Origin of the sequence: Pseudomonas sp. Gutcm_11s, from assembly GCF_028649395.1 — a bacterium.
In the GTDB taxonomy this organism is placed as follows: domain Bacteria; phylum Pseudomonadota; class Gammaproteobacteria; order Pseudomonadales; family Pseudomonadaceae; genus Aquipseudomonas.
In genome coordinates this window covers 60,080-82,853 of record NZ_JAQSUW010000010.1, presented here as the reverse complement: position 1 = coordinate 82,853, position 22,774 = coordinate 60,080, and the positions used below count along the sequence as shown (strand labels likewise).

Below are 22,774 nucleotides of genomic sequence, written 5' to 3'. Positions count from 1 at the left end.
GCTGCAACTAGGGAACGGTTGTCACCCAAGGGACTGTTGGCATGGCGCTAACTCTTACCAACGTATCGTCACTCGGCGTTCAGCGTGCGCTGAGCGAGACGACGCGTGCCCTGGAAACCTCGATGCAGCGCCTGTCCACGGGCTATCGCATCAACAGCGCCAAGGACGATGCGGCAGGCCTGATGATCGCCAACCGGCTGAACAGCCAGATCAGCGGAATGCGCGTGGCAATGCGCAATGCCAACGATGGCATCTCGTTGGCGCAGACCGCCGAGGGCGCTCTGCAGCAGTCGACCAATATCCTCCAGCGCATGCGTGATCTGGCATTGCAGGCGGCCAATGGCTCGAACGGTGGCAGTGAGCGCGATGCGCTGCAACAGGAAGTGGCGCAGCTGCAGCAGGAGCTGACGCGCATTGCCGAGACCACCAGCTTCGGTGGTCGCAAACTGCTCGACGGCAGCTTCGGCTCTACTGGTATCCAGGTGGGGGCGGGCGCCTTCGAGACCATCCCCATCAGCCTCGGCAACTTCAGCGCCACGCGTCTGGGTAGCAATGTGCGCGATCTGACCAACGGTACCGCCGGTAGCGGGATCGCTGATCAACTGGGTGGTTTGCTCGCGCAGACTGGAACCTTGCCTGACAACGACGTGACGGCTGATCTGACCATCGCCGGGCGCAAGATCCAGAGCTTTGCCGTAGCCGGATCAGCTTGGGATGTGGCCAAGGCCATCAACAAACGCTCCGACCAGACCGGCGTGACGGCGGACGCGCGCACCGTGCTGCGCTTGGAGTTCAGCGAGGATGATCGCTACTCCTTCGAGCTGCAGGACCTCAAGGGCGAAATGCGCAGCATCAGCGCCGAGATCGACAACGGCGACCTGTCGCAACTGGCCGATGCGATCAATGCCGAAACCGTGCGTACCGGTATCAGCGCCCAGGTCGAAGGCAACCAGCTGTGGATGATCAGCGAGCGCGGCGACGATATCGTGCTGGAGAACTTCCTCTCCGAGGATACGGGCACGGCCCTGGCGCAGAACTTCGACTATGAGGGCGAAGAGGAGCTGACCGCATCGGTGGCCACCCTGAGTGACGACTCCGCATTACGCGCCATCGGCGTGGTTCGCCTGAGCAGCTCAGAGGCTTTCACCAGCGAGGCCGACGTGGCCACGCTGGATGGCAGCACCACAACCAACTACAGCGCTTTCGAGCAGATCAACGAGGTAGATGTGCTCACCAATACCGGGGCGCAGACGGCGATTGGCGTAATCGATGGTGCACTGAACATGATCGACAGTGCTCGGGCCGGCCTCGGTGCGGTGCAGAACCGTCTCGAATACACCATCGCCAACCTGCAGAACATGTCGGAGAACCTCTCTGCCGCGCATAGCCGGATCAGGGATACCGACTATGCGGCGGAGGTCGCCAATCTGGTCAAGTACCAGATACTGCAACAGGCGGCCACCGCCATTCTGGCCCAGGCCAACCAGCAGCCTCAGGCCATCCTCAGCTTGCTGCAGAGCATCTAGCCCTTCAGGTTCTTCTCCACCCAGGCCGCATAGGCCTCGATGAACTTCTGCAGGAAGCCCTTGATGCCGTCGTTCGGCTTGCCGTTGTCGTCGAAGAAGCTACCGGCGCCGCCCAGGTAGGCCTCGGGTTGCTGCAGCACGGGAACGTCGAGGAACACCAGGCACTGGCGCAGGTGGTGGTTGGCGCCGAAGCCGCCGACCGCGCCAGGGGAGGCGCTGAGCACGGCGCCGGGCTTGCCGCCGAATGCGCTCTGGCCGTAGGGGCGCGAGCCGACGTCGATGGCGTTCTTCATCGGCGCCGGGATTGAGCGGTTGTATTCCGGGGTGACGAACAGCAGTGCGTCGGCACCCTTCACCTGCTCGCGGAAGCGGGTGTAGGCCTGCGGCGCCGGGCTGACGTCGATGTCCTCGTTATACAGCGGCAACTCGCCGATCTCGACGATCTGCAGTTGCAACGACGGTGGCGCCAGCTCAGCCAATGCCAGCGCCAGCTTGCGGTTGATCGATGCCTTGCGCAGGCTGCCGACGATGACCGCGACCTTGTAAACCTTGCTCATGGTGACTCCTGGGTGCGAGTGGGTGAACGGACAGAAGGCTTGAGCAGGAAACTATAGTGCGCCGCGCCGAATGCGCTGCCGCTCTGGCTCGCGGCTTGGCCGGGCTGCGACATTTCGCCGGCTTGATCGCGGACGCGTTTGCGCAGAAATTGATCAGCGGCGGCGAAACCGCCGGCACGCCAGGTGAGGCATAGCCTGCATGCATGTCATCAACCGGCGGCACGCTGGCCGAACAAGAACAATCCCCCGATGCCCGTCACTGCCCGACTGCGCCTGTGCATACCGCGCCGGCCATGATTCGTGAGGAATTGGTTATGGATAGGTTCAACCTCTTCGACCCGCGCTACCAACTCGAAGCCGAGGATTTCGCCGCTGCAGGTTCTGCGGCCAGCGCACCTCGTTCGATCCACCACGGCATCCACCAGGCCCTGCATGCACTCGATGCCCTCGCCGAGCGTCTGCGTCAGCGCGGCGATGCGGGGCGGCCACCACGCCACTGAGCCCTAGCCGGCGAAGCTCGCCAGCAGGTCTTCGCTGAGGGCCTGCTGTGCTTCGCTGGGCTGGCGCCCGCGGTGGCGGGTGAGGCGGAATTGCACGTTGAAGCCGACCTCGTTCGGCAGCAGCTCGCGCAGCTGGCCGCTGGCGATCCAGGGCGCGGCCACGTGCTGCGGCAGATAGCCGATGTGTGCGCCGGAGAGGATGAAGGCCAGGCTGCCCTCGACCTGCTCGCAGCGCGCGCTGCTGCTGCCGGCTTGCCAGGGCTCGTCGGCAGCGATGAAACGGTAGGGGTGCAGCACCCGGTCGCAGGCGTCGAGGTCGGCGTGGCTAACCTTGGCCCGGCCGAACAGCGGGTGGCCCTTGGCGCAATACAGCGACTGCTGCTCGGCGAACAGCGGCTGGTAGTCCAGCGCGCTCTGGTTGCCGGAGAAGTAGCCGATGGCCAGGTGCAGCTGGCCCTGCAGCAGGCGTCGCTCCAGCTCTGCCGGGGTGGCGCTGATCAGCTCGATCTGCACCGCCTGGTTGCGTCGGCGAAAGCGCCCGATGGCTGCCGCGACGCGTTGCAGCACGCCGGCGTCGAGCGACTCCGACAGGCCGACGCTGAGCTCGCCGAGCAGCTTGTCGGCCATGCCCTGGGCCTCGCCCTTGAACGTCTCGATGGCGCCGAACAGCTTGCGCGTGGCGGCCAGCACCTGCTCGCCCTTGGGCGTCAGTCGGAAGCCGGCCTTGCCGCGCTCGCACAGGCGAAAGCCCAGGCGCGTCTCCAGCTTGGCCATCTGCGTGCTGATGGTCGACTGGCCGATGCCCAGCTCGCCCTGGGCGGCGCTGAAGCCGCCGTTCTCCACCACGCTGACGAACAGGCGCAGCAGTTGCAGGTCGAGGTCGCGCAATTGGCTGAGCATGGCGGCTCCATACATTGATAGATAGCGATGCCAGAGTAGATCACTTCGTATTTATCGGAAGCAAACCGCGGCGCAGGATGAGCCCACTCCAGAGCCCCCAGCAGAGGGGCGCGGGCTACCGAATCTGCCGAGGAATCCGCTCATGCGCCTTGTCGCCAGCTTGCTTGTGTTCGCCTTCGCCCTGCCGCTGCAGGCCGAGGAAAAAGTGCTCAACCTCTACAACTGGGCCGACTACGTGCCGGTGGAGGCGCTGCAGCGCTTCCAGGCCGAGACCGGGATCAAGGTCAAGTACGACACCTTCGACAGTGCCGAGGTGCTGGAGAGCAAGCTGCTCACCGGTGGCAGCGGTTATGACGTGGTGGTGCCGTCGTCCAGCGTGCTGGCCCGCACCATCAGCGCCAAGGCGTTGCAGCCGGTGGGCGAGCTGGCCGGCAAGGGCAATCTTGATCCCGAACTGCTGGCCAAGCTGGCCGGCGTCGACCCCGGTAACGCCTATGGTGTGCCCTACACCTGGGGCACCATCGGCCTGGGCATCAACAAGGAAGCGGTGGAGAAGCGCCTGCCCGGAGTGGCGCTGGACAGCCTCGACCTGCTGTTCAAGCCGGAAAACGCCAGCAAGCTCAAGGACTGCGGCATCAGCGTGCTCGACTCGCCGCAGGAAGTGATCGCGGTGGTCCTCAACTACCTGGGCAAGGACCCCTACAGCACCGCCGAGGCCGACCGCGAGGCGGCCAAGGAGCTGCTCGCGCAGCTGCAGCCGAACCTGCGCTATGTCGGGCAGAGCCGGCAGATCGACGACCTGGCCAAGGGCGAGATCTGCCTGGCGCTGACCTACACCGGCGACGCTGGCATGGCCACCGCCCGCGCCATCGAAGCCAAGCAGCCGTTCTCGGTGGTCTACCGGATTCCCAGGGAAGGCACGCTGATCTGGTTCGACACCCTGGCCATTCCGGTGGACGCGCCGCACCCTGAGGCCGCCCGTGCCTTCATCGACTTCATGCTCAAGCCGGACGCCATCGCCGAGCTGACCAACTCGCTGTACTTCGCCAACGCCAACCGCGCTGCCACATCGTTGCTGGACGAGGCCGTGAGCGGCGATCCGGACATCTACCCGGCTGCGGACATGCGCGCCAGGTTGTTCGCCGAGCAGACCCTGCCGATGCGCGAGATGCGCCAGCGCACCCGCCTGTGGACGGCGTTCCGCACCCAGTACTGATAGCCGTATGGCCACTCCGGCATCGAGTGGCCCGCCCTGCAGAATCGAGTATCCGACCATGGACCAAGCCTTCGACAACGACCAGGCGATGACCCGCGACAGCCTCTACGGCACCGCGGCCGAGCCGACCTACGCCGGCATCACCAGCTTCATGCGCCGCCGTTACACCCGCGATCTGCGCGGGGTGGACCTGGTGGTCAGCGGCGTGCCGTTCGACACCGCCACCACCAATCGCCCGGGCAGCCGCTTCGGCCCGCGCGCCATCCGCGCCGCGTCGATCCAGTCGGCCTGGGCCCGTCATTTCCCCTGGGAGTTCGACCCCTTCGACCTGCTCGCCTGCATCGACTACGGCGACTGCTACTTCGACCACGGCACCCCGCAGGACACCCCGGCGGCCATCGAAGCGCATGCCGACAAGATCCTCGACGCCGGCTGCGCCATGCTCACCCTGGGTGGCGATCACTTCATCAGCTACCCGCTGCTCAAGGCCCATGCGAAGAAGCACGGTCCCCTGTCGCTGATCCACTTCGACGCGCACAGCGACACCTGGCCGGACGAGGAGGGCGCGCGCATCGACCACGGCACCATGTTCTACCACGCCGCCAAGGACGGCCTGGTCGACCCGGCGCGCTCGGTGCAGGTCGGCCTGCGCACCACCAACGACGACGTGATGGGCTTCCAGGTGCTGGATGCGCGGCAGGTCAACCGCAGCACGCCGGAACAGATCGCCGAGCTGATCCGCGCCCGCGTCGGTGACAACCCGGTGTACCTGACCTTCGACATAGACTGTCTCGACCCGGCCTTCGCCCCCGGCACCGGCACCCCGGTATGCGGCGGGCTCTCCAGCCACCACGCCCTGGAAATCCTGCGTGGCCTGCGCGGTATCAACCTGGTCGGCATGGACGTGGTGGAAGTGGCGCCGCCCTATGACAACTCGGAGATCACCGCCCTGGCCGGCGCCACTTTGGCGATGGAGATGGTCTGCCTGTACGCCGCCCGGCATAAGCTCTGAGGCGGATCAGAAGGAAGGCAAGGCCGGGATCTCGCTATCGCGGTCCTGCTCGCGGAGCAGCTGCAAGAGCTGCTCCGCGGCCGGCGAGAGGCTGTGCCCGGCGCGGCTGACGATGCCGTAGGCCGAGCTGGCCAGCGGCAGTTCGCTCAGCTGCAACAGGGCCAGGCGCCCGGCCTGCACATCGTGGGCGATCACGTCCCAGGGCGCCATGCTCAGCACATCGCTGCTCGATACCAGTTCCTTGAGCACCATGAAGTTGTCGCACTGGATGCTCAGCGCCTGGCCACCGCCCAGGCGCTGCAAGGCATCTGCCACCGTTTGCGGCAACTGCGTACCGGCCAGGGCGTAGGCATGCAGTTCGCCGCTCTGCAGGGGGCGGGCGTGCTGGCGCAGGGGATGCTGCGGGCGGCAGAACAGCACGCCGGGGTGGCGGCGCAGTGCCTCCACCCGCAGTTGTGGGTCGTCGTGCAGCTCGCGGATATCGGCGACGAACAGTTCCAGCTGGTCGTCGAGCAGGCGCGTGCGCAGCTGCTGCCAGTTGTCGATCTGCAGGTCCACGCGCACCTGCGGATAACGCTGGGCGAACTGGCCGATGGCCTGCGGCACCAGACGCGCGGCGGGGTAGGGGCCGGAACCCAGACGCAGTTCGCCGCTGGCCAGATTGCCCAGCTGGCTCACCGCATTGCTCAGTGCCTGGCTACCGGCGAGCAGGCGCCGCGCGTGCTCCAGCACCAGTTGGCCATGGGCGGTGAGGCTGATGCCCCGGCTGTGCCGGTCCACCAGGGTGCAGCCCAGGCCGCTTTCCAGCGCCTGGATGCTGCGACTCAGCGCCGGCTGGCTGAGGTGCACGGCCTCGGCGGCGCGGGCGAAGTGGCCGTGGTCGGCGAGGGCGACGAAGTGGCGAAGCTGACGAAGATCATTCATGCGCGTTCTGCATCATTTATCGAAGTGGAATGCATTGGAATTATTGAATGCGCTTTGTCAGTCTGCCAAGCGAGATAACAACAACGAGTCCGCCCCATGTCGTCTTTCAGCCGCTTCAGTGGCCTGCTGCTGGCCGCCGCCCTGCCTTTCACCGCTCAGGCCGACCTGCCTGAAGAGCGCATCGAGCCCTCGATCAACGCCGAGCTGGCCGAACACACCAAGCACTTCAGCGAGAAGGTCTACCCGATCGCCGACAACGTCTGGTCGGCGGTGGGCTGGAACCTGGCCAACAGCGTGATGATCGAGGCGCCCGATGGGCTGATCATCGTCGACACCGGCGAGTCGGCCGAGCAGTCGCGCAAGGTGCTCGCCGAGTTCCGCAAGATCAGCGCCAAGCCGATCAAGGCCATCGTCTACACCCACTTCCACCCGGACCACATCAACGGCGTGAAGGGCTTCGTCAGCGAAGAGCAGGTGAAGAGCGGCGAGGTGCAGATCTACGCCCAGGAAACCCTGCTCGACAACGTCGTCACCCAGGGCGCGCTGGTCGGGCCGATCCTCTCCATGCGCTCGGCCTACAGCTTCGGCGCGGCCCTGCCGGACAGCGACAAGCAGCAGATGAACGCCGGCCTCGGCCCGCTGGCGCACGAGGGGCAATCGACCTTCATCGCGCCGACCATCACCTTCAAGGACAAACTCGACACCACCATCGCCGGGCTGCCGGTGCAGTTCCTCCACGTGCCGAGCGAGGCGCCGGACGAGATCGTCCTGTACCTGCCGAACAACCGCGTGCTGATCAGCGCCGAGGTCACCCAGGGCCCGACCCTGCCCAACGTGCACACCCTGCGCGGCACCAAGTTCCGCGACCCGGTGGTGTGGGTGAAGAGCCTCGATGCCCTGCGTGCCTTCCAGGCCGACTACATGGTGCCGCTGCACGGCCAGCCGGTGAGTGGCAAGGACAAGGTCGAGGAAGTGCTGCGCATGACCCGCGACGCCATCGCCTATATCCACGACCAGACCGTGCGCTGGATGAACAAGGGTCTGACCCCCGACGAGCTGGTCGAGAAGGTCCAGCTGCCGCCGCACCTGGCCGGCTACACCCCCTACCTGCGCGAGTACTACGGCACGGTGAAACACAGCGTGCGGCAGATCTACCAGGGCTACCTCGGCTGGTTCCAGGCCGACCCGGTGGACCTCGATCCGATCCCGCCGGTGGAGAAGGCCAAGCGCCTGATCGCCCTGATGGGCGGCCGCGAGAAGGTGCTGCTGGCTGCCGGCGAGGCTTATCTCAAGGGCGACTACCAGTGGGCTGCCGAGCTGTCCGGCTACGCCATCCGCGTCGACCATGGCGACAAGCTGGCGCGTGACATCAAGGCCCGCAGCTTCCGCAAACTGGGCTACGCCAGCATGAACATCAACTGGCGCAACTGGTACCTGATGAGCGCCATGGAGCTGGAAGGCAAGTTCGACGACGGTGGTGCCGAGGAGCTGGGCCGGCGCATCCGCGGTGCGTTCCTCTCCGCCGACATGCTGAAGAACCTGCCGGCGCGCATCTTCCTGCAGAACTGGGTGACCCGCATCGACCCGCAGAAGAGCGCCGACGTCGAGCTGACCCTGGGCTTCGCCTTCCCCGATATCGGCGAGGAGTGGGCCCTGGAAGTGCGTCGTGGTGTGGTCGAGCTGCACAAGGGCATCCCGGCTGGCACCACGCTCAAGCTGACCCTGGACAAGACCTACCTGGACACCGTGATCAGCGGCGAGAACGGCCTGCTCAAGGGTGCCCTGCTGGGCGACGTGAAGGTCGACGGCAACCTGCTCGACATCAAGACCTTCCTCGGCTGCTTCGACTTCGAGGATGCCCCCATCGCCCTGACCGTGCGCTGAGCAGCCGGTCATCCGCCATGTGCCGCTGCCGGTTTGCCGGCAGCGGCTGACCATCCCGCGTCTGGAGGAGTAGCGTCATGCAGCGTCGCGAACTGTTGAAGAAGGCGGCCGCGTTGTCCGCCGCCGGCCTGGCGGCTCCGGTGCTCGGGCAGCAAACCGCCCCGGCGCTGGTGCGGCCCGCTGGGCGCAAGCCGAATATCCTGCTGATCGTCACCGACCAGCAGCGCGCCCACCAGGACCTGCCCAGCGCCGTGCCGCTGCCCGGCCACGAGCGCCTGCTGCAGCGCGCAGCGAGCCTGGGCAATTTCCACGTCAACACCACGCCCTGTTCGCCGTCGCGTTCGGTGCTGTTCACCGGCCAGCACACGCAGAAGACCCTGATCACCGCCAACGTCGGCCTGCCGCCGTTCCGCGAGCTGTCGCCGCAGATTCCCACCCTCGGCCACATGCTGCGCGAGCAGGGCTACCTGACCGCCTACAAGGGCAAGTGGCACCTGTCCCACATCGAGCAGTCGAGCAACCTCACCTACGGCGTGGTGCAGCCGAGTACCGATGCGCTGCTGCCGTACGGCTTCGCCGACTACAACCTGAATGGCGATCCGCATGGCTCGCTGATGACCGGCTTCATCTACGACAAGGTCACCGCCAGTGACTCGGTGGCCTGGCTGCAGCAGCACCGCAGTGACGAGCAGCCGTGGTTCCTCGCGGTCAACTTCGTCAACCCGCACGACATCATGTTCTACAGCTCGGGGGTCAAGCAGGAGCAGAGCCGCCTGCGGCGCAACTTCCTCGGCCCGATCTCGCCGGGGCCGAGCACCGGGTTGTACGAGAAACACTGGGACCTGCCGCTGCCGAAGAGCTTCTACGCCGAGGACCTGAGCCGCAAGCCCTGGGCCCAGCGCGCCGACGTGGAGCTGTGCAACAACGTCTACGGCCGCCTCGACCCCAAGGACGAGCAGGCCTGGCAGGGCCTGCAGAGCTACTACCTGAACTGCGTGCGCGACGTCGACCAGTCCATCGAGCAGGTGCTGCTGGCGCTGGAGAGCAGCGGCCTGGCCGACGACACCATCGTCATCCTCACCGCCGACCACGGCGAGATGGCCGGTGCCCACCAGCTGCGGCAGAAGGGCCCGCACATGTACAAGGAGAACACCCGGGTCAATTTCATCGTCCGTCACCCGGACATCCAGCAGGGCTTCACCAGCGAAGCGCTGGGTTCCACCGTCGACATCGTGCCGACCGTGCTGGAACTGGCCGGGCTGGACATGGCGGGGCAGGCCGAGCGCTATCCGCAGCTGGCGGGCGTCAGCCTGGCCGAGAGCATCGGCGGGGCGAGCAAGCGCTCCGCGCGCGATGAGCGCGGCCACCTGTACGACTACGGCGTGGTCATGTACCTGGACCCGGAGTTCACCGAGGCGGTGATGCGCGACCATGACCAGGTCACGCCCTGGGCGATCATCCAGGAGTCGCTGGCGCAGATGCAGCTCGGTCCGTCGATGAAGAACCGCGCGCTGTTCCGCGGCATTCATGACGGCCGCTACAAGTTTGCCCGCTACTTCGCCGCCGAGGATCATCACATCCCGGCCAGCTTCGACGACCTGCTGGCGCGCAATGACCTGGAGCTGTACGACACTCAGAGCGATCCGGACGAGCTGCATAATCTGGCCGCCGACCCGCAGGCGCAGCGCGCGCTGATCGAGCGCCTGAGCGGCCGGCTCAACGAGCTGCTGGCCCAGGAAGTCGGCGTCGACGACGGCCGCGAACACCCGGGCCCGACCTTTCTCTACAGCTGAAGGAGTTACCCATGCTGAAAATCGCCAAGGGCGCACTGGCCGTGTTCTGGCTGCTGGCGCTGGTCAACCTGTTACACCCCTTCGCCGGCCCCTACATGACCTGGATCGCGGGCCTGATGCTGCTGGTGCACGTGCTGGAGATCGCTCTGCTGCACCGCCGCCTGCAGCGCCAGGCCCAGCCTTGGCAGGATCGGCTGCAGGTGCTGCTGTTCGGCGTGCTGCATGTGCGTGGCTTGAGTGCCTGAGCGAATCAGCTTGAACCGCGCTGCGCTTGTTCGGGTCTGTTCTGGTACGGCGCTTTCGCCAGCATGGACCCCAAGGAGTAGCCCATGGACCTTATCCGAATCCTCATCGCCATCCTGCTGCCGCCACTGGGCGTATTCCTCCAGGTCGGCTTCGGCGGCGCCTTCTGGCTGAACATCCTACTCACCCTGCTCGGCTACATCCCGGGCATCGTGCACGCGGTGTACATCATCGCCAAACGCTGAAGGGCAGAAACGAAAAAGCCGCGCAATTGCGCGGCTTTTCTTTTCGCGGGTATCAGGGCTGGTAGACGTAGCCCTCGATTTTCTCGAACTTGAAACCATAAACGCCATTGCTATAGAGGGCTGTCAGATAGAGATGGTGTTTGTTGGTCGCATTCCAGTAACGGTAGAGCGGCACTGATTTTGGGACTGCTGCCGTATACACCTGGGTCGCGACGGCCACGTAGGCGTACCCCGATTTACTCAGGAGAGCATCGTCGCGCGTGGTGGTATAGAGGCTATCCAGGGAGCTTTTGTTGTAATAACGGTGTAGCGGGGTGGTCCCGAACACGGCTTTGTTAGGAACTGTGGCCAGTACCGACTGATAGCTGTAGCCCTGCTTAGCCATGGCAGGATCATCACGCTTGATGACGTACATGTGGTCGCCATTCTTGGTGTTTGCGTAGTGATGCAGTGCGATTTTGGCGGGTGGCGCATTGTTGAGGATTTTCCAGAGATTGCCAGACCCGCTTCCACACACGGAGCTGCTGGAGGTAGCGGCCACCGCCCAGCCGCTTGGTAGTGTTGAGCTGCGGCAAACATTCAACTGGGTTTGACCTGCGGTGCTTTGTACCTCCAGTTTGGACAGTTTCCCGGACGAGGCTTTTCCGCAGTCACCTAAGCCGGAATAGCTGCTTTCCTTGGTGATGACCCAGCCTGTAGGCAGCGTTCTGCTGCAGGACGTCAGTTTGGTTTGGCCATAGGTGTTGCTGATCTGCCAAACCTGCTTGGGGATGCCGTTGGCAGCCCCACAGGCGCCACTGCCCGAGTAGCTGCGTAGCTTGGAGTTGACCCAACCGGCAGGGATTGCGTTGTTGCAAATTTCCAGCTGCTTCTCGCCGGCAAGTAGTGTGAATGTGTAGAGGTTTTTGCCGCTGCAGGCGCTGGCCCTCTCCTGAATTTTGGTGATCGCGTAGCCGGTCTTGCCAGTGGCGCTACAGGAAGTGATGTTGGTCGCTGCTTGCAGACAGGGTGCCATAGCGGCAAGCAATAGGGCGAGAGTGCTGGCTGGCTTATACATACAAATCCTTTGCTGTAAGTCCTTGGCGGCGCCAGATAGGCGCCGGTGTGCATGATTGTAGTTGAGGCTTGCCGTCAGACGATCAGGCTGCTGCTATCGAGACTGGCAACGCCAAGCAGCTGAATTTCGAACTCGGCATCTGCATCGGCGTCGATGCTGCCGTACAGGATGCCATTGCTGAAGCGCAGCTGTCCGGTAGCGTCGCTGAGACTGAAGTCTGCATCGTTGATGTAGGTGAACGCCTCGTTCAGACCGGCTGTCGAGCTGTCTGCATCGAGGAAGGAGAGGTCGATCACGTCACCCGCGAGGGCATTGAAGTCGCGAATCACGTCGCGCAGCGTGCCCAGGCCGAGTTCACCAAGAGCTCGGAACTCGAAGCGATCCGCTCCGGCACCGCCCGTGAGCTGATCAGCACCTGCCCCCCCTACCAGCACATCATTGCCAGCGCCGCCATTCAGCACGTCGTCACCCTTGTTGCCATAAAGCGTATTGGCACCGCTGTTTCCAACAAGGTTGTCGTTGTAGTGGCTGCCGGCAAGGTGCTCGAAGTTCAGAACGGTGTCGCTCCCTGAGCCTCCGGTGGCCTGGGCTGTTCTCACGCCCAGGTTGATCGACACCCCTTTGCTGGCATAGACATACGACAGGGTGTCCTCACCATTGCTGCCGTTGAGGAGGTTGTTGCCGCTGCCTGCGTAGATCGTGTTGTTCAGCGCATTACCGGTGCCACTGGCATCGCCAGTTGCCAGGATGCGCAGATTCTCCACATTGCTGCCGAGCGTATAGGCCGTCAGGTAGCTGTAGACGGTGTCGTTGCCACCGGTGGCCAGGTCGGCGTTCGTTTCGCTGACGACATCGGCGGTGTTGTCGACGTAGTAGATGTCGTTGCCGTTGCCTCCGATCATGTAATCGGCGCCCTTGCGGCCATTCAGGAGATCGTTGCCATCGTCGCCGCTCAGCCTGTTATTGGCGTTGTTGCCCTGCAGGCGGTCATCGTACTTGCTGCCGAACAGGTTCTCGAAGTTGAGCAACTGATCGCTGCCCGAGCCCCCAGTGGCCTGGACTGATGTCAGGTTGAGGTCGACGGCAACGCCTTGTGTGGCATAGCGATAGGAAATGGTATCGGTGCCCGCTCCACCATCCAGGATGTTGTTTCCAGCGCCGGCATAGATGGCATTGTTCAGGGCGTTGCCTGTGCCGTTGGCGGTACCGCTGGCCAGGATTCGCAGATTCTCCAGATTGCTGCCCAGCGTGTATCTCGACAGAGAGCTCAGGACTGTGTCACTTCCCCCAGTAATCTTGCTGGCATTGGTTTCGCTGATAACGTCGCCTTTATTGTCGACGTAGTAGGTGTCGTTGCCGTCTCCGCCAATCATCCAGTCCGCACCGGCGCCACCATCGAGGACGTCATTGCCCAGCGCTCCATCCAGTATGTTGGCGGAGCCGTCGCCAATCAGCATGTCGTCGTACTGACTACCGGTGGCATTCTCGAAGTTGAGTACTACATCGTTGCCCGAGCCGCCTGTGGCCTGGGCTGAAGTCAGGCTCAGGTCCAGCGTGACGCCCTGTCTGGCGAAGCGGTAGGACACTGTATCGCTGCCCGAGGCACCGTCCATGACGTTGTCGCCGGCCCCAGCGTAGATGAGATTGTTTAGTGCGTTACCGGAACCATTGGCACCGCCGCTCGCCAGGATGCGCAGGTTCTCGACGTTATTTCCCAGCGTGTAGTCGGCGAGATAGCTGTAGACGGTGTCGGTACCGCCCGTGGCTGCATTTGCATTACTTTCACTGACCACATCACCACTGTCGTCGATGTAGTAGCTGTCATTGCCATCGCCGCCGATCATGGTGTCAGCACCCAGGCCGCCGTTCAGCACGTCCTTGCCTGCATCGCCGGTCAACCTGTTGTCAGCGTCGTTGCCAGTGAGCTTGTCGTCGTACTTGCTGCCAATCAAACTTTCGAAGTTGACTAGGGTGTCGGTTCCCGAGCCGCCGGTGACTTGGGCTGTGGCCAGCGCCAGGCTGACGGTCACACCTTTGCTGGCGTAGCGATAGGAAAGAGTGTCGACACCGTCTTTGCCATTCATGCTGTTATTGCCACTGCCGGCATAAATGACGTTGTCCAGGCTGTTTCCGGTGCCGTTGGCAGAGCCCGTGCTCAGCAGCCTCAGGTTTTCGAGATTGCTGCCCAGACTGTAAGTACTCAGATAGCTGTAGACCGTATCGCTTCCGCCGATGCTGCGGTCGGCCTGTGTTTCACTCACCACGTCGCGGGAATTGTCGACGTAATAGACATCGCTGCCGTTGCCCCCGCTCATCACGTCAGCGCCGGCCAGGCCATTCAGCACGTTATTCAGATCGTTGCCAATGAGCGAATCGTTGAACCTGGAGCCGGTGGCATTCTCGATCTGGGCGCCGTAGGCGATCGCGAGGCAGTTGTTGATGTAGGCAGTGCCATTCCAGAACGCCTTGCCAATGCTGCTGAAACTACCTGCATTGAGGTTGAGAGTGACTGCGCCGGCCTGGTTGCTGGCATCGATGGTATCGGTGCCGCCCGCATCCCAGATGGTCTCGAAGATACTGGTATTGGTGCCCCAGCTATAGGTGTTGTTGCCGGTCTGCCATGACATGTTGGCGCCATACAGGTACTGCATGGCGGCAATGTCGATCAGCATCGGCCCGGTGGGCTCGAAGTAGTAGGGATCGTTGTAGCTCATGACCGTGTAGCGAACGTCGTCGTAAACGGTGCCCGCCAGCGACACATTGCTCACGCCGCTGCTCTCGAACGGGTGCTTGAGACCCAGCGCGTGGCCTATCTCATGAACCAGCGTGTGATAGTCGTAATCGCCAGGCTCTGGGTCTTTGCCGGTATCCGGGCTCAGCCAGATGTCGCCAGATACCGGCGAACCGCCAGGTAGATAGGCCCAGGCAGCAGCGTCACTATCCATGTTGCTATAGCCGCCGAAGCGCAGCGTGCCTGCCTGGGTGCTGCTGTCATTGACCCGGTCGAAGTCGAGGTTGGCGACAGCACTCCACTCTTTCAGCGCATCGACAGCCGCGTTCTGTTGAGCGTTCGTCAGGAAAAAGGAGTTGCGATGCTCGTCATCGTAGGAGTAATTCGCGGCGAATCGGGAGCTGTAGCTCAGGAAACTATAGGTGAGAGATGTCCCGGTACCCAGGGCGCCACCCCACTTTGTACCGTGGATCAGGCTGTCGATCTGGGTGTCGCCAGACAGTCCGACAAAGGAGAAAGGGCTGGATTGGGTAGGGCTAGGCATTCATCACCATCCTGGCAATTTGAGAGACTGGGATCGCTCCCATGAGAGTTTTCAGTGAAGGGCGTTAATTTAGGGTGGCGGCTCGCTGCGCTCAAGAGACTTGCTCGGCAATTTGTCGCCGATCATCGGCAAATCGATCGTGAATGCGATGGCGGCAGAAGAGATATTCCTCGTCGGTGCGGTCAGGTTGCGGTTTGACCAGTGTCGTCAGTGAGTATCCAGCGGCTGCTTCACCGAATCGACGTTTAAGGCTTGCGGCTATCGCCAGGGGGCGTGATTGCTGGCAGTGCTGCCGTGTCGGTGGTCTGGAAAAGCAAAAGGCCAGCACGATGCTGGCCTTTTCTTTGAACCGCTTGGTGGGCCCACACGGACTCGAACCGTGGACCAAAGGATTATGAGTCCTCGTAAATTGCTTTCCCAAAATATCCCGAAACGTTGATGTGGTGCGGTATGCAGGCCGCTATTCATGGGCTTTTGTGATCTGGCATTGTTGAGCGGTATACCGCAAAATATTGGCCGGATGCTTACATAGTGCTTACATGAAAACAGAGGTGTCGGGTGGGGCAGGCAAAGCGAATCGGGCTGACGGTAAAGCGCATCAATGACCTAGCGCCGCCAGCACCTGGCGGGCAGGACTTCTACTGGAGCGCTGCGCAGGCTGGTCTGGCTGTCCGGGTGACTGCTGGTAACAAGGCATTCATCTGGCAGGGCCGCTACCTGGGCAAGGTCGTGCGCATCACCATCGGCGCCTGGCCGGGCAAAAGCATCGCTGAGGCCGAAGTCGTGGCGCGCCGCTTCCAGGCCGAGCTGGACGCGGGGCGTGATCCTCGCCAGCTGAAACGGGATGCTGAGGCCGCAGCCGTAGCTGCATCGGAGCAGGCTCGGCTGGAGGCGGTCACGGTGGCGCAAGCCTGGGCCGACTACCTGAAAGACCGCCAGCCGCACTGGGGCGATACCCACTACCAAGACCACTTGAAACTGGCGCAGGCGGGCGGCGAGCAGCGCAAGCGCGGCACCGGCAAGACGCTGGCCGGGCCGCTGCATGAGCTGCTGCAACTGCCCCTGTCGGAGCTGAGCGGCGATGCTGTCGAGCGCTGGGCGGCAAAGGAGGGCTTGACCCGGCCCGCCCGTGCGCGGCTAGCCATGCGCTGCCTGAAAGCGTTTCTGCGCTGGGCTGCTGATGCGCCCGACTACCGGGCGGCGGTGGCTGGCGATCAGGCCATTACCAAGCGCGCCCGCGAGCGCCTGGGTCGTGCTGAGGCCAAGCAAGGATGCCTGCTGAAAGAGCAGCTGCCGGCTTGGTTCTCGGCGGTGCGCGGCCTCGATAACCCGGTGCTGGCGGCCTACCTGCAGGCGCTGCTGCTGATCGGCGCCCGCCCTGGTGAGCTACTGGGGTTGAAGTGGTCGGACATTGATCGGAAGTGGTCAAGCCTGACGATCCGCGACAAGGATGCCAGCAAAGGCGGGCGCGACGGCCTGCGGACTATCCCGTTGACCCCATACGTTGCTCGCCTGCTCGACGGCCTACCGAAGCGTAATCAGTGGGTTTTCTCCAGCCCGACCAGCAGCACCGGGCGTATCTCCGAAGCCAATCACGCGCTTGACCGTGCCTGCAGCGTGGCTGGTGTGTCGGTCACGCCGCATGACCTGCGCCGGTCGTTTGTGAGCTTGTCGGAGTGGCTGGAGCTGCCTGCAGGCGTTATTGCGCAGATCGGTGGCCACAAGCCCAGCGCAACACAGGAGCGGCATTACAAGGTGCGTCCACTTGACCTGCTGCGCCTGCACCATGAGCGCTTCGAAGCGTGGATGCTGGAGCAGGCCGGGCTGCCGCTGCCGGTCGCTGAGGGTCTGCGCTTGAGGGCTGTGCAATGAGCAAGCAGAAGTGGAAAGAGGTAAATCTACGGTGCCGTAACGCGGGCATCACGATGCACCTACCGCTAGGAGATGACGGCGCGGTGCCGCCCCAACTGAGGCCGTTTGAGTCGCTGGATGATCTTTGCGATCTATGGGACTTCCACCGGCAGAAGCTAATTGATGACAAACCCATTGGTTCAGTCGCAAGTGAGTCTATGCAGACTCTGCTTGATCAACTGATGTATCACCCGGGCGGCGAAAAGCTGCTGACCGCCATGCGCCTAAAACAGAAAATAAATGAATGTGAGGTTGAACAGGTTATAACGGATGCGGAAGCGGTGAGTCTGGATGCAGAGGCTATAGCGGAGCTGGATCCGTATGAGACAGAGGCTCGGACCCAGCGGCGAAGAAACGAGCGAATAAATAAGTTCAAGAAGGATCAGCTTGCCAAGGATGACAGGCGACTTACGCTGCTTGTGGACACCGACCTGCAGGGGTGACTGTCCATGACTTCAACACAACCATGTGAATAATGCTGAACCCGTAACCCGGATTTTCCGGCACCTACGGGAGCAGTGCATGAACACCTTCAAATCCCTGGACGCCATCGAACGTCCCAGCCTCACCACGGCGGAAGCCGCCTACTACCTGAACCGCCAGCCTCAGACTCTGCGGAACTGGGCAACTCGCAATGACGGGCCGATCAAATGCACGCGCATCGGCGGGCGCTTGGCATGGCCGACCTCAGCCGTCCGCGAGCTGTTGGATGCTCTCCGCTCGGAAAACCAGCCTGCATAAAAAACCGGACGTGCATGCGTCCGGTTGAGCGGGTCACTGTGTTCGAGTCAGTGACCGGCGCACCGATAGTCGCACCTGCGCCCGGCCTTCGACAACTTGCGAGGGTCAAACCAGTGAATCCAAAAGACGAGATCGAAGCCCTTGGCGGTCAGCTTGACGGCGCGCCTGTGGCTGACGGCAAACCACACCAGTACCCGGCCAGGGGCGACCAGCCCGGACACCCTACGGGGCGGTACCTGCTGCTGCCGGACGGTGATGGCTTCGCCACTGCCTGGCACCCACACAGCACCGTTATTTTCCACGCCCACGGGCGCAGTAGGCGGGGTGCCCGATGAGCGCCGCGCTGCTCGACCTAGGCCGGCTGGAGCGCTGAGTTATGGCGCGTTCGCGCAATATCAAACCTAGCTTTTTCAAGAACGAGCTTTTGGCCGAGCTTCCCCCTTTTGACCGATTACTTTTCATTGGCCTGTGGTGCCTAGCCGACCGAGAGGGGCGAGTCGAAGACCGCCCGAAGCGGATCAAAATGGAGCTGTTCCCCTGTGATGAATACCAGGTTGAGCAGGGTCTGATTGCGTTAGAGCAGGCGGGCTTTATCGAGCGATATGCCGTTGCTGGCTGGTCGGTTATTCAGGTGGTCAACTTCACCAGGCATCAGAGGCCGCACGCCACCGAGAGGGATAGCGAGCTGCCCGATAGGCACGGCGAGCTAACTGCCCACGAGCGCAAAAAGAACGGGTGCATAACGGGGGAGCAACGCAAAGTCAGCGTTAGCCAACGGCTAGGCAACGGTCAGCTAAACGTTAGGAAACGCCCTGATTCCTGAATCCTGATTCCTGATTCCTGAATCCTGAATCCTGATTCCTGATTGAGCCCTCGCCCCCGCCCTTGCTCTTGATCTGCCTAGTCGATTGAAAAATCGTTGACTTTGATCTTGCCCGAGTGGGGCCCCGCTTGCGGGGTCGAGGGCTGGCAGTTGTTCGAGGTTAAGGCTGTGGATAGTTCGTGTTCGGCGGCTGTTTCGCTTCGCGTGCTGGAAGCGGCGATCAGGCGAGCGGCATAGGTTCAGGGTTTGCTGGTGTGCGATCCACTGGAGTGCTGAGTGATGCGGGAGACGTTGCCGCTGCTCGACTGGACTGTGTCGAGGCTACTGGATGGTTTCGGAAGTGACCCCCAGGCCGCGCTGCTCGGCCTGCTGACTTTGTGTTACGGGCAGCCGCCTGATGTTGTGCTGCAGGCGCGAACGGCTGACTTCGACCTGGCCGCTAGGTTGTGGTGGTGTGGGGCAGCCGCCTGCTGCCTGCCGCTGACTGACCCGGTGCTGCATCTGCTGAAGCTCTATGGGCTGGCGGCACTTGGCGCCGATGGATACTTGTTCGCGCTGAGCATGAGTAAAGCGCAGCGTCGGGTGGCGCGGTTGTCGGGTGGGGTGTTGCCGCTGGCTACGTTGCGGGCTTGGGCGCTGGCAGGGTGTCCTGATCTTGAGAGCAGCGACCAGCGGCGGGAAATCCTGCGCAGGTATTCCGAGGAGGGCGCGACGGTGGCGCAGGTGGCTGGGTTGGAGCGCGAGCTAGATGCCCGCCTGCTGACTAGCGTGACTGACTGGCATGCCGTGTTGTTGCCACCGGGCGGTATATAACCAAAAAACTGCTGCCTTCTCTGCGTGGGGCTTCGGAAACCATACCGGGGCCTGATCGGGTGGGCGTTTGAATGGGCAGCGCTCGAAAATGCTCAGCTCGATGCGTTTTGAGGGAGTTTTTTGGCGGTGCCGGTTTTCTGGTTCTCCCGTGCCGTTACTGGTCAGTTTGGTTGGGGGATTGTTGCGCGGCGTGGGTGTGCGGGGTTGGTGCTGGGGTGGGTGTTGAGTCGCTGTCGTGGTGCAGTTGAACACGCGATAACGCCTTGCTGGGGCTGGCTATCGCGGCGGAGCTGCCACTACGCGGAAGCGTGACGATTGCTGGTGTCTTGGTTTTCCGAGCTGACACTGCCGTTCTCGGTTTTTTACAGCTCAATAAAAGTTCGTGCAAACAACGAGTTGCGGCGGTTTCGGTGCGTTTTACCAGGCTGCCGCTGGTTTCCGCCTACCGTTACTGCGGGGGGGCATTTCATATGCCACCGAGGTGAACAAATGGGCCAGACATTACACGTCCAATTCAGCGAATCAGCGATCAAGGCAGCGGCCGGAGGCAATGCGCGCTTACTGCGTGATGACCGCTTCCCGGCCCTGCGCCTGCGGTTTCTGGCGGATCGGCGCCGGGCGACCTGGGAAACGCTGGCCGATGGTCACTGGAAGGGCGGTGGCATCTGGCCCGCGATCAGCTGCGCAGCCATGACCACGGCGCTCGGTGATCTGCTGGACCGCCGCGCCTCGGGTGGCCTGCCGGATGCGGATGGCGGCCAGCTGGAGAGCGTCGGCCAGTTGCTCGACTGGTGGTTGGCCAGGCAGGTGAATGCCGCCGACATCTCAGAGCGGCGCAAGGTGTCGATCCGCTCCGCCGTCGCAAAATGGATCAGGCCGGCGCTGTTCGCCCTGCCGGTGTCGAGGCTCTCCAGAACCTTGGTCGACGCGCGCCTGATTCAGCCGATGCGCGCCGAGTGCAGGCCGGCCACCATCGCCAAGGCATACCGCATGCTGATGGCTGCGATCCATGCCGCGCAGCAGGTTGGCTTGATCGTGCGCAATCCGCTGGAGGGGGTGAAGTTTCCTGACTTCGGCCTGGGTCAGCTCAAACCCCGCGAAGCTAGGTTGATGCCCAAGGATGCGCAGGGGGTAGCCGGCCTGCTGGTCGCCACCTTCGACGGCGCACCGCGTGACGCAATGCTGGCCTTCCTCATGCTGCTGCTCGGCCTGCGGGTGGGCGAAACGCGGCAACTGCGCTGGGCCTGGTTCGACTTGGGCGCCAAGGTGCTGGTCATTCCGGGCGCGCTGACCAAGACGCGCACCCTGCTGGAAACGCCGTTATCGCCGCAGCTGATCGCGCTGCTGCAGCGCTACCAGCAGACCCAGCAAAGCAGGCCGAGCGTGTACCTGTTCCCCGGTGGCATGGGCCAGCCACTGTCGGAAACGATGGCGGCTTCGATCATCAGACGATTCAGCGGCGGCGCCTGGTCGAGCCATGACCTGCGCAAGATGGCGCGAGCCGGCTGGGCGGAGCTGGGGGTTGATTATCTGGTGGCCGAGATGCTGCTCAATCACGCGCTGCCTGGCCTGGCTGCGACCTATGTGCAGAGCAACCTAGGCCAGCTCAAGCGCGAAGCCCTGGAACTGTGGCACGGGCCAGGCAATGACCGGGCGCCGGGGTTGGGGCTGATGGTAGCCAGTGACGGCCTGGTGCATCAGGTCGCGGCCAGCGGTGTACAGACCAGCATGACCGGCAACTCGGTGCCGCGCTCCAGCTGGCCGGGGCGGGCATGATCCTTCTCGACCGATCCAGCGAACACTCAAGCCATTCACGGTGCCAATGTGAAGCGCAGTCAAAGATATGCCGCGAGAATGGCTAGAAGCACGAAATCAGCCACTCGTCGGGATGGTGTGCGGTTGCTGTCCGTTCGTGCCTTGGCACGTCGTGTCGACGGTAGCTGGTGAGCGTGTCTAGGTAGAATCTAAAGCTGTTCGCGTGGCCTTTGCGGCAGCGCTCAATCCAGGTGAGACACCATGGACAAAAAGCCAATCTCTCAGCACTTCGCCGACCTAGGCGCGCCGCTGCGTAATCCTAGGAATTCGTGGGGAGCGGTGCGCCATGGCGCTCATGAGGATCAAGTAATCCTGCGTGTGTGGGAGGATCGGAAGCAATACATAGACGGCAAGTGGTTCCGCATGGTGCTGGGCGCTACCAGCGACTCGGTGGGCTATATGGAGCGGATGAACCACGTTTCCATGCTGATGGCTCGTGTGCCGGGCTATATGGTTGTCTGCACAGCAGCCGATGTGAATGCCAGGCCGCGCAAGATCAAAGACTATTCGCCTTTGGTGCTGGTTCCGGTAGGCGAGGTCTTCCCGGATGATCGGGGCCAGGTGTGGGCCGAGTGCTTGCCGGCTGTTCCGGTGTCGAGCCTTGCCTAGCTCCTGCTCTGGCAATGTACAGGCTGGAGCAGCGATCCTGCGCCCCGTTCCAGAGGCAATCGACATGCATAAACTGATGCCACTCCTTCTGGCGCTGGCGATAGCCACTACAGGATGTGCCGAACTGACTGAGACCCGCCGTGACTACTTGCAGTGGGTCGATTCGCTGGGCTTACCGCGACAGACAACGCCTACGCAGGGGCAAGTGCAGATGCAGCAGCATTATGGTCAGCCGGTATACCGCGCTCAAGACTGCATAGGCGCCGTGGTTAATGGTGTGTGTCATGGCAGTACCGGCGCAGCGCAACCTCAAGCAACCTGTTATGGCCAGATGATCAACGGCCAATGTATCGGGCCGCAGTTCTGATTCGATTGCACCCACCACCACTGAGTGGCCGAAACCAGCCTCGCATGACTATCGCCATAGGCAGCTATCGGCCAAAAGCGGACACTCACTGGGCAGGCTTCGCGCCTCTCCTACTTCACCGAGAAGTGAATTTTCACATCATCCCGGCCTAACGCTTTGGCTAGCTCCTCGGGGCTATCGACACGACCTATTCGGGTGTAGGCGTAGGTCGATTCGAACGTCCGATAGAAAATCACCAGCGTATCCGCGCCGTACAGCATTAGATCACCAGTGCGGATCGTGCCGGGCCTTTCTGCGCGGGCTGGCAACCGCTGCGGCAGGCTCGTGTATTTCTCGTTGGCATTGAGTTCGCTCATGTCCAGGGTAAGTGGTAATAGCTGTGTAAGTGCCCGTGAGGTCTCGCTATCGTCCAAGGTAATTGCGAAGCGCTGTTCGCCAACGGTCATCCACATACGATCCTCCTTCAGAGTTGTCTCCGCGAATACGCAGCCACTCAGCATGAACAGCAGGCATAGCCGAACGCCCGAAAGGCAGAAATGTTGGCTGAGCTTATACATCTTGAA

General features: G+C 62.8%; 21 protein-coding genes and 1 tRNA gene. 15 read left to right on the top strand and 7 right to left on the bottom strand.

Features of this window, described 5'->3' with window-relative positions:
• The first annotated feature begins 41 nt into the window (after window positions 1-41).
• Window positions 42-1,526: a flagellin gene (locus PTT45_RS05085; protein WP_273811865.1), complete on the top strand. Its 1,485-nt coding sequence runs from the start codon at window positions 42-44 to the stop codon at window positions 1,524-1,526.
• Here PTT45_RS05085 and PTT45_RS05080 read toward each other — a convergent pair.
• Window positions 1,523-2,083 carry an NADPH-dependent FMN reductase gene (locus PTT45_RS05080; protein ID WP_273811863.1) on the bottom strand — a complete coding sequence of 187 codons (561 nt, stop codon included), beginning with the start codon at window positions 2,081-2,083 and terminating at the stop codon, window positions 1,523-1,525. The genes PTT45_RS05085 and PTT45_RS05080 overlap by 4 nt on opposite strands.
• 314 nt (window positions 2,084-2,397) lie before the next feature.
• On the opposite strand from PTT45_RS05080, the gene PTT45_RS05075 reads away from it, so the two are divergent.
• The gene (locus tag PTT45_RS05075; protein WP_273811861.1) at window positions 2,398-2,583 is read left to right on the top strand and encodes a hypothetical protein; all 186 of its coding nucleotides are present in this window, start codon (window positions 2,398-2,400) and stop codon (window positions 2,581-2,583) included.
• Window positions 2,584-2,586: 3 nt separating this feature from the next.
• Here the strand turns inward: PTT45_RS05075 and PTT45_RS05070 are convergent, their stop codons facing one another.
• On the bottom strand, window positions 2,587-3,483 hold the full coding sequence (locus PTT45_RS05070) for a LysR family transcriptional regulator (protein WP_273811860.1): 897 nt from the start codon (window positions 3,481-3,483) through the stop codon (window positions 2,587-2,589).
• A 142-nt stretch (window positions 3,484-3,625) separates the two neighbouring features.
• Here PTT45_RS05070 and PTT45_RS05065 point away from each other — a divergent pair, with 142 nt between their 5' ends.
• Together PTT45_RS05065 and speB are read left to right on the top strand one after the other, a co-directional pair.
• Window positions 3,626-4,699, top strand: a complete 1,074-nt coding sequence (locus PTT45_RS05065) for a polyamine ABC transporter substrate-binding protein (protein WP_273811859.1) — start codon at window positions 3,626-3,628, stop codon at window positions 4,697-4,699.
• Between the two features lie 58 nt (window positions 4,700-4,757).
• Window positions 4,758-5,711: an agmatinase gene (speB, locus tag PTT45_RS05060; protein WP_273811858.1), complete on the top strand. Its 954-nt coding sequence runs from the start codon at window positions 4,758-4,760 to the stop codon at window positions 5,709-5,711.
• Window positions 5,712-5,717: 6 nt separating this feature from the next.
• Here speB and PTT45_RS05055 read toward each other — a convergent pair whose 3' ends face one another.
• Window positions 5,718-6,635, bottom strand: coding sequence for a LysR family transcriptional regulator (locus tag PTT45_RS05055; RefSeq protein ID WP_273811857.1), 918 nt, complete (start codon window positions 6,633-6,635; stop codon window positions 5,718-5,720).
• Window positions 6,636-6,731: 96 nt separating this feature from the next.
• Between PTT45_RS05055 and PTT45_RS05050 the strand changes: the two genes are divergently transcribed.
• From PTT45_RS05050 to PTT45_RS05035, 4 genes are all read left to right on the top strand, one after another.
• Window positions 6,732-8,519: an alkyl/aryl-sulfatase gene (locus PTT45_RS05050; protein WP_273811855.1), complete on the top strand. Its 1,788-nt coding sequence runs from the start codon at window positions 6,732-6,734 to the stop codon at window positions 8,517-8,519.
• 77 nt (window positions 8,520-8,596) lie between these two features.
• Window positions 8,597-10,312 carry a sulfatase-like hydrolase/transferase gene (locus tag PTT45_RS05045; RefSeq protein WP_273811853.1) on the top strand — a complete coding sequence of 572 codons (1,716 nt, stop codon included), beginning with the start codon at window positions 8,597-8,599 and terminating at the stop codon, window positions 10,310-10,312.
• A gap of 11 nt (window positions 10,313-10,323) precedes the next feature.
• Window positions 10,324-10,557 carry a DUF1145 domain-containing protein gene (locus PTT45_RS05040; RefSeq protein ID WP_273811851.1) on the top strand — a complete coding sequence of 78 codons (234 nt, stop codon included), beginning with the start codon at window positions 10,324-10,326 and terminating at the stop codon, window positions 10,555-10,557.
• A gap of 84 nt (window positions 10,558-10,641) precedes the next feature.
• A complete protein-coding gene (locus tag PTT45_RS05035) occupies window positions 10,642-10,800 on the top strand; it encodes a YqaE/Pmp3 family membrane protein (RefSeq protein WP_003084988.1) in 159 nt (52 codons plus the stop codon).
• Between the two features lie 52 nt (window positions 10,801-10,852).
• On the opposite strand, the gene PTT45_RS05030 is transcribed toward PTT45_RS05035, so the two are convergent.
• From PTT45_RS05030 to PTT45_RS05020, 3 genes are all read right to left on the bottom strand, one after another.
• Window positions 10,853-11,857, bottom strand: a complete 1,005-nt coding sequence (locus PTT45_RS05030) for a hypothetical protein (protein WP_273811845.1) — start codon at window positions 11,855-11,857, stop codon at window positions 10,853-10,855.
• Window positions 11,858-11,931: 74 nt separating this feature from the next.
• Window positions 11,932-15,132 (bottom strand): M10 family metallopeptidase C-terminal domain-containing protein, encoded by a 3,201-nt coding sequence (locus PTT45_RS05025; RefSeq protein ID WP_273811843.1) that lies wholly within the window; start codon window positions 15,130-15,132, stop codon window positions 11,932-11,934.
• Window positions 15,133-15,486: 354 nt separating this feature from the next.
• Window positions 15,487-15,561 (bottom strand) — tRNA-Ser (locus PTT45_RS05020).
• Between the two features lie 129 nt (window positions 15,562-15,690).
• On the opposite strand from PTT45_RS05020, the gene PTT45_RS05015 reads away from it, so the two are divergent.
• The 7 genes from PTT45_RS05015 to PTT45_RS04985 all read left to right on the top strand — a co-directional run bounded on the left by PTT45_RS05015 (window position 15,691) and on the right by PTT45_RS04985 (window position 21,844).
• On the top strand, window positions 15,691-17,004 hold the full coding sequence (locus PTT45_RS05015) for a tyrosine-type recombinase/integrase (protein ID WP_273811842.1): 1,314 nt from the start codon (window positions 15,691-15,693) through the stop codon (window positions 17,002-17,004).
• A complete protein-coding gene (locus PTT45_RS05010; RefSeq protein ID WP_273811841.1) occupies window positions 17,001-17,486 on the top strand; it encodes a hypothetical protein in 486 nt (161 codons plus the stop codon). Before PTT45_RS05015 ends, PTT45_RS05010 begins: the two co-directional genes overlap by 4 nt.
• Window positions 17,487-17,565: 79 nt before the next feature.
• Window positions 17,566-17,784: a helix-turn-helix domain-containing protein gene (locus PTT45_RS05005; protein WP_273811840.1), complete on the top strand. Its 219-nt coding sequence runs from the start codon at window positions 17,566-17,568 to the stop codon at window positions 17,782-17,784.
• Between the two features lie 376 nt (window positions 17,785-18,160).
• Window positions 18,161-18,607 carry a hypothetical protein gene (locus PTT45_RS05000; protein ID WP_273811839.1) on the top strand — a complete coding sequence of 149 codons (447 nt, stop codon included), beginning with the start codon at window positions 18,161-18,163 and terminating at the stop codon, window positions 18,605-18,607.
• Window positions 18,608-18,886: 279 nt separating this feature from the next.
• The gene (locus PTT45_RS04995) at window positions 18,887-19,420 is read left to right on the top strand and encodes a hypothetical protein (protein ID WP_273811838.1); all 534 of its coding nucleotides are present in this window, start codon (window positions 18,887-18,889) and stop codon (window positions 19,418-19,420) included.
• Between the two features lie 321 nt (window positions 19,421-19,741).
• Window positions 19,742-21,196, top strand: coding sequence for a tyrosine-type recombinase/integrase (locus PTT45_RS04990; RefSeq protein WP_273812264.1), 1,455 nt, complete (start codon window positions 19,742-19,744; stop codon window positions 21,194-21,196).
• Window positions 21,197-21,436: 240 nt separating this feature from the next.
• The gene (locus PTT45_RS04985) at window positions 21,437-21,844 is read left to right on the top strand and encodes a hypothetical protein (protein ID WP_273811837.1); all 408 of its coding nucleotides are present in this window, start codon (window positions 21,437-21,439) and stop codon (window positions 21,842-21,844) included.
• Window positions 21,845-22,321: 477 nt separating this feature from the next.
• On the opposite strand, the gene PTT45_RS04980 is transcribed toward PTT45_RS04985, so the two are convergent.
• Window positions 22,322-22,768 (bottom strand): cyclophilin-like fold protein, encoded by a 447-nt coding sequence (locus tag PTT45_RS04980; RefSeq protein WP_273811836.1) that lies wholly within the window; start codon window positions 22,766-22,768, stop codon window positions 22,322-22,324.
• Between the last annotated feature and the right edge of the window lie 6 nt (window positions 22,769-22,774).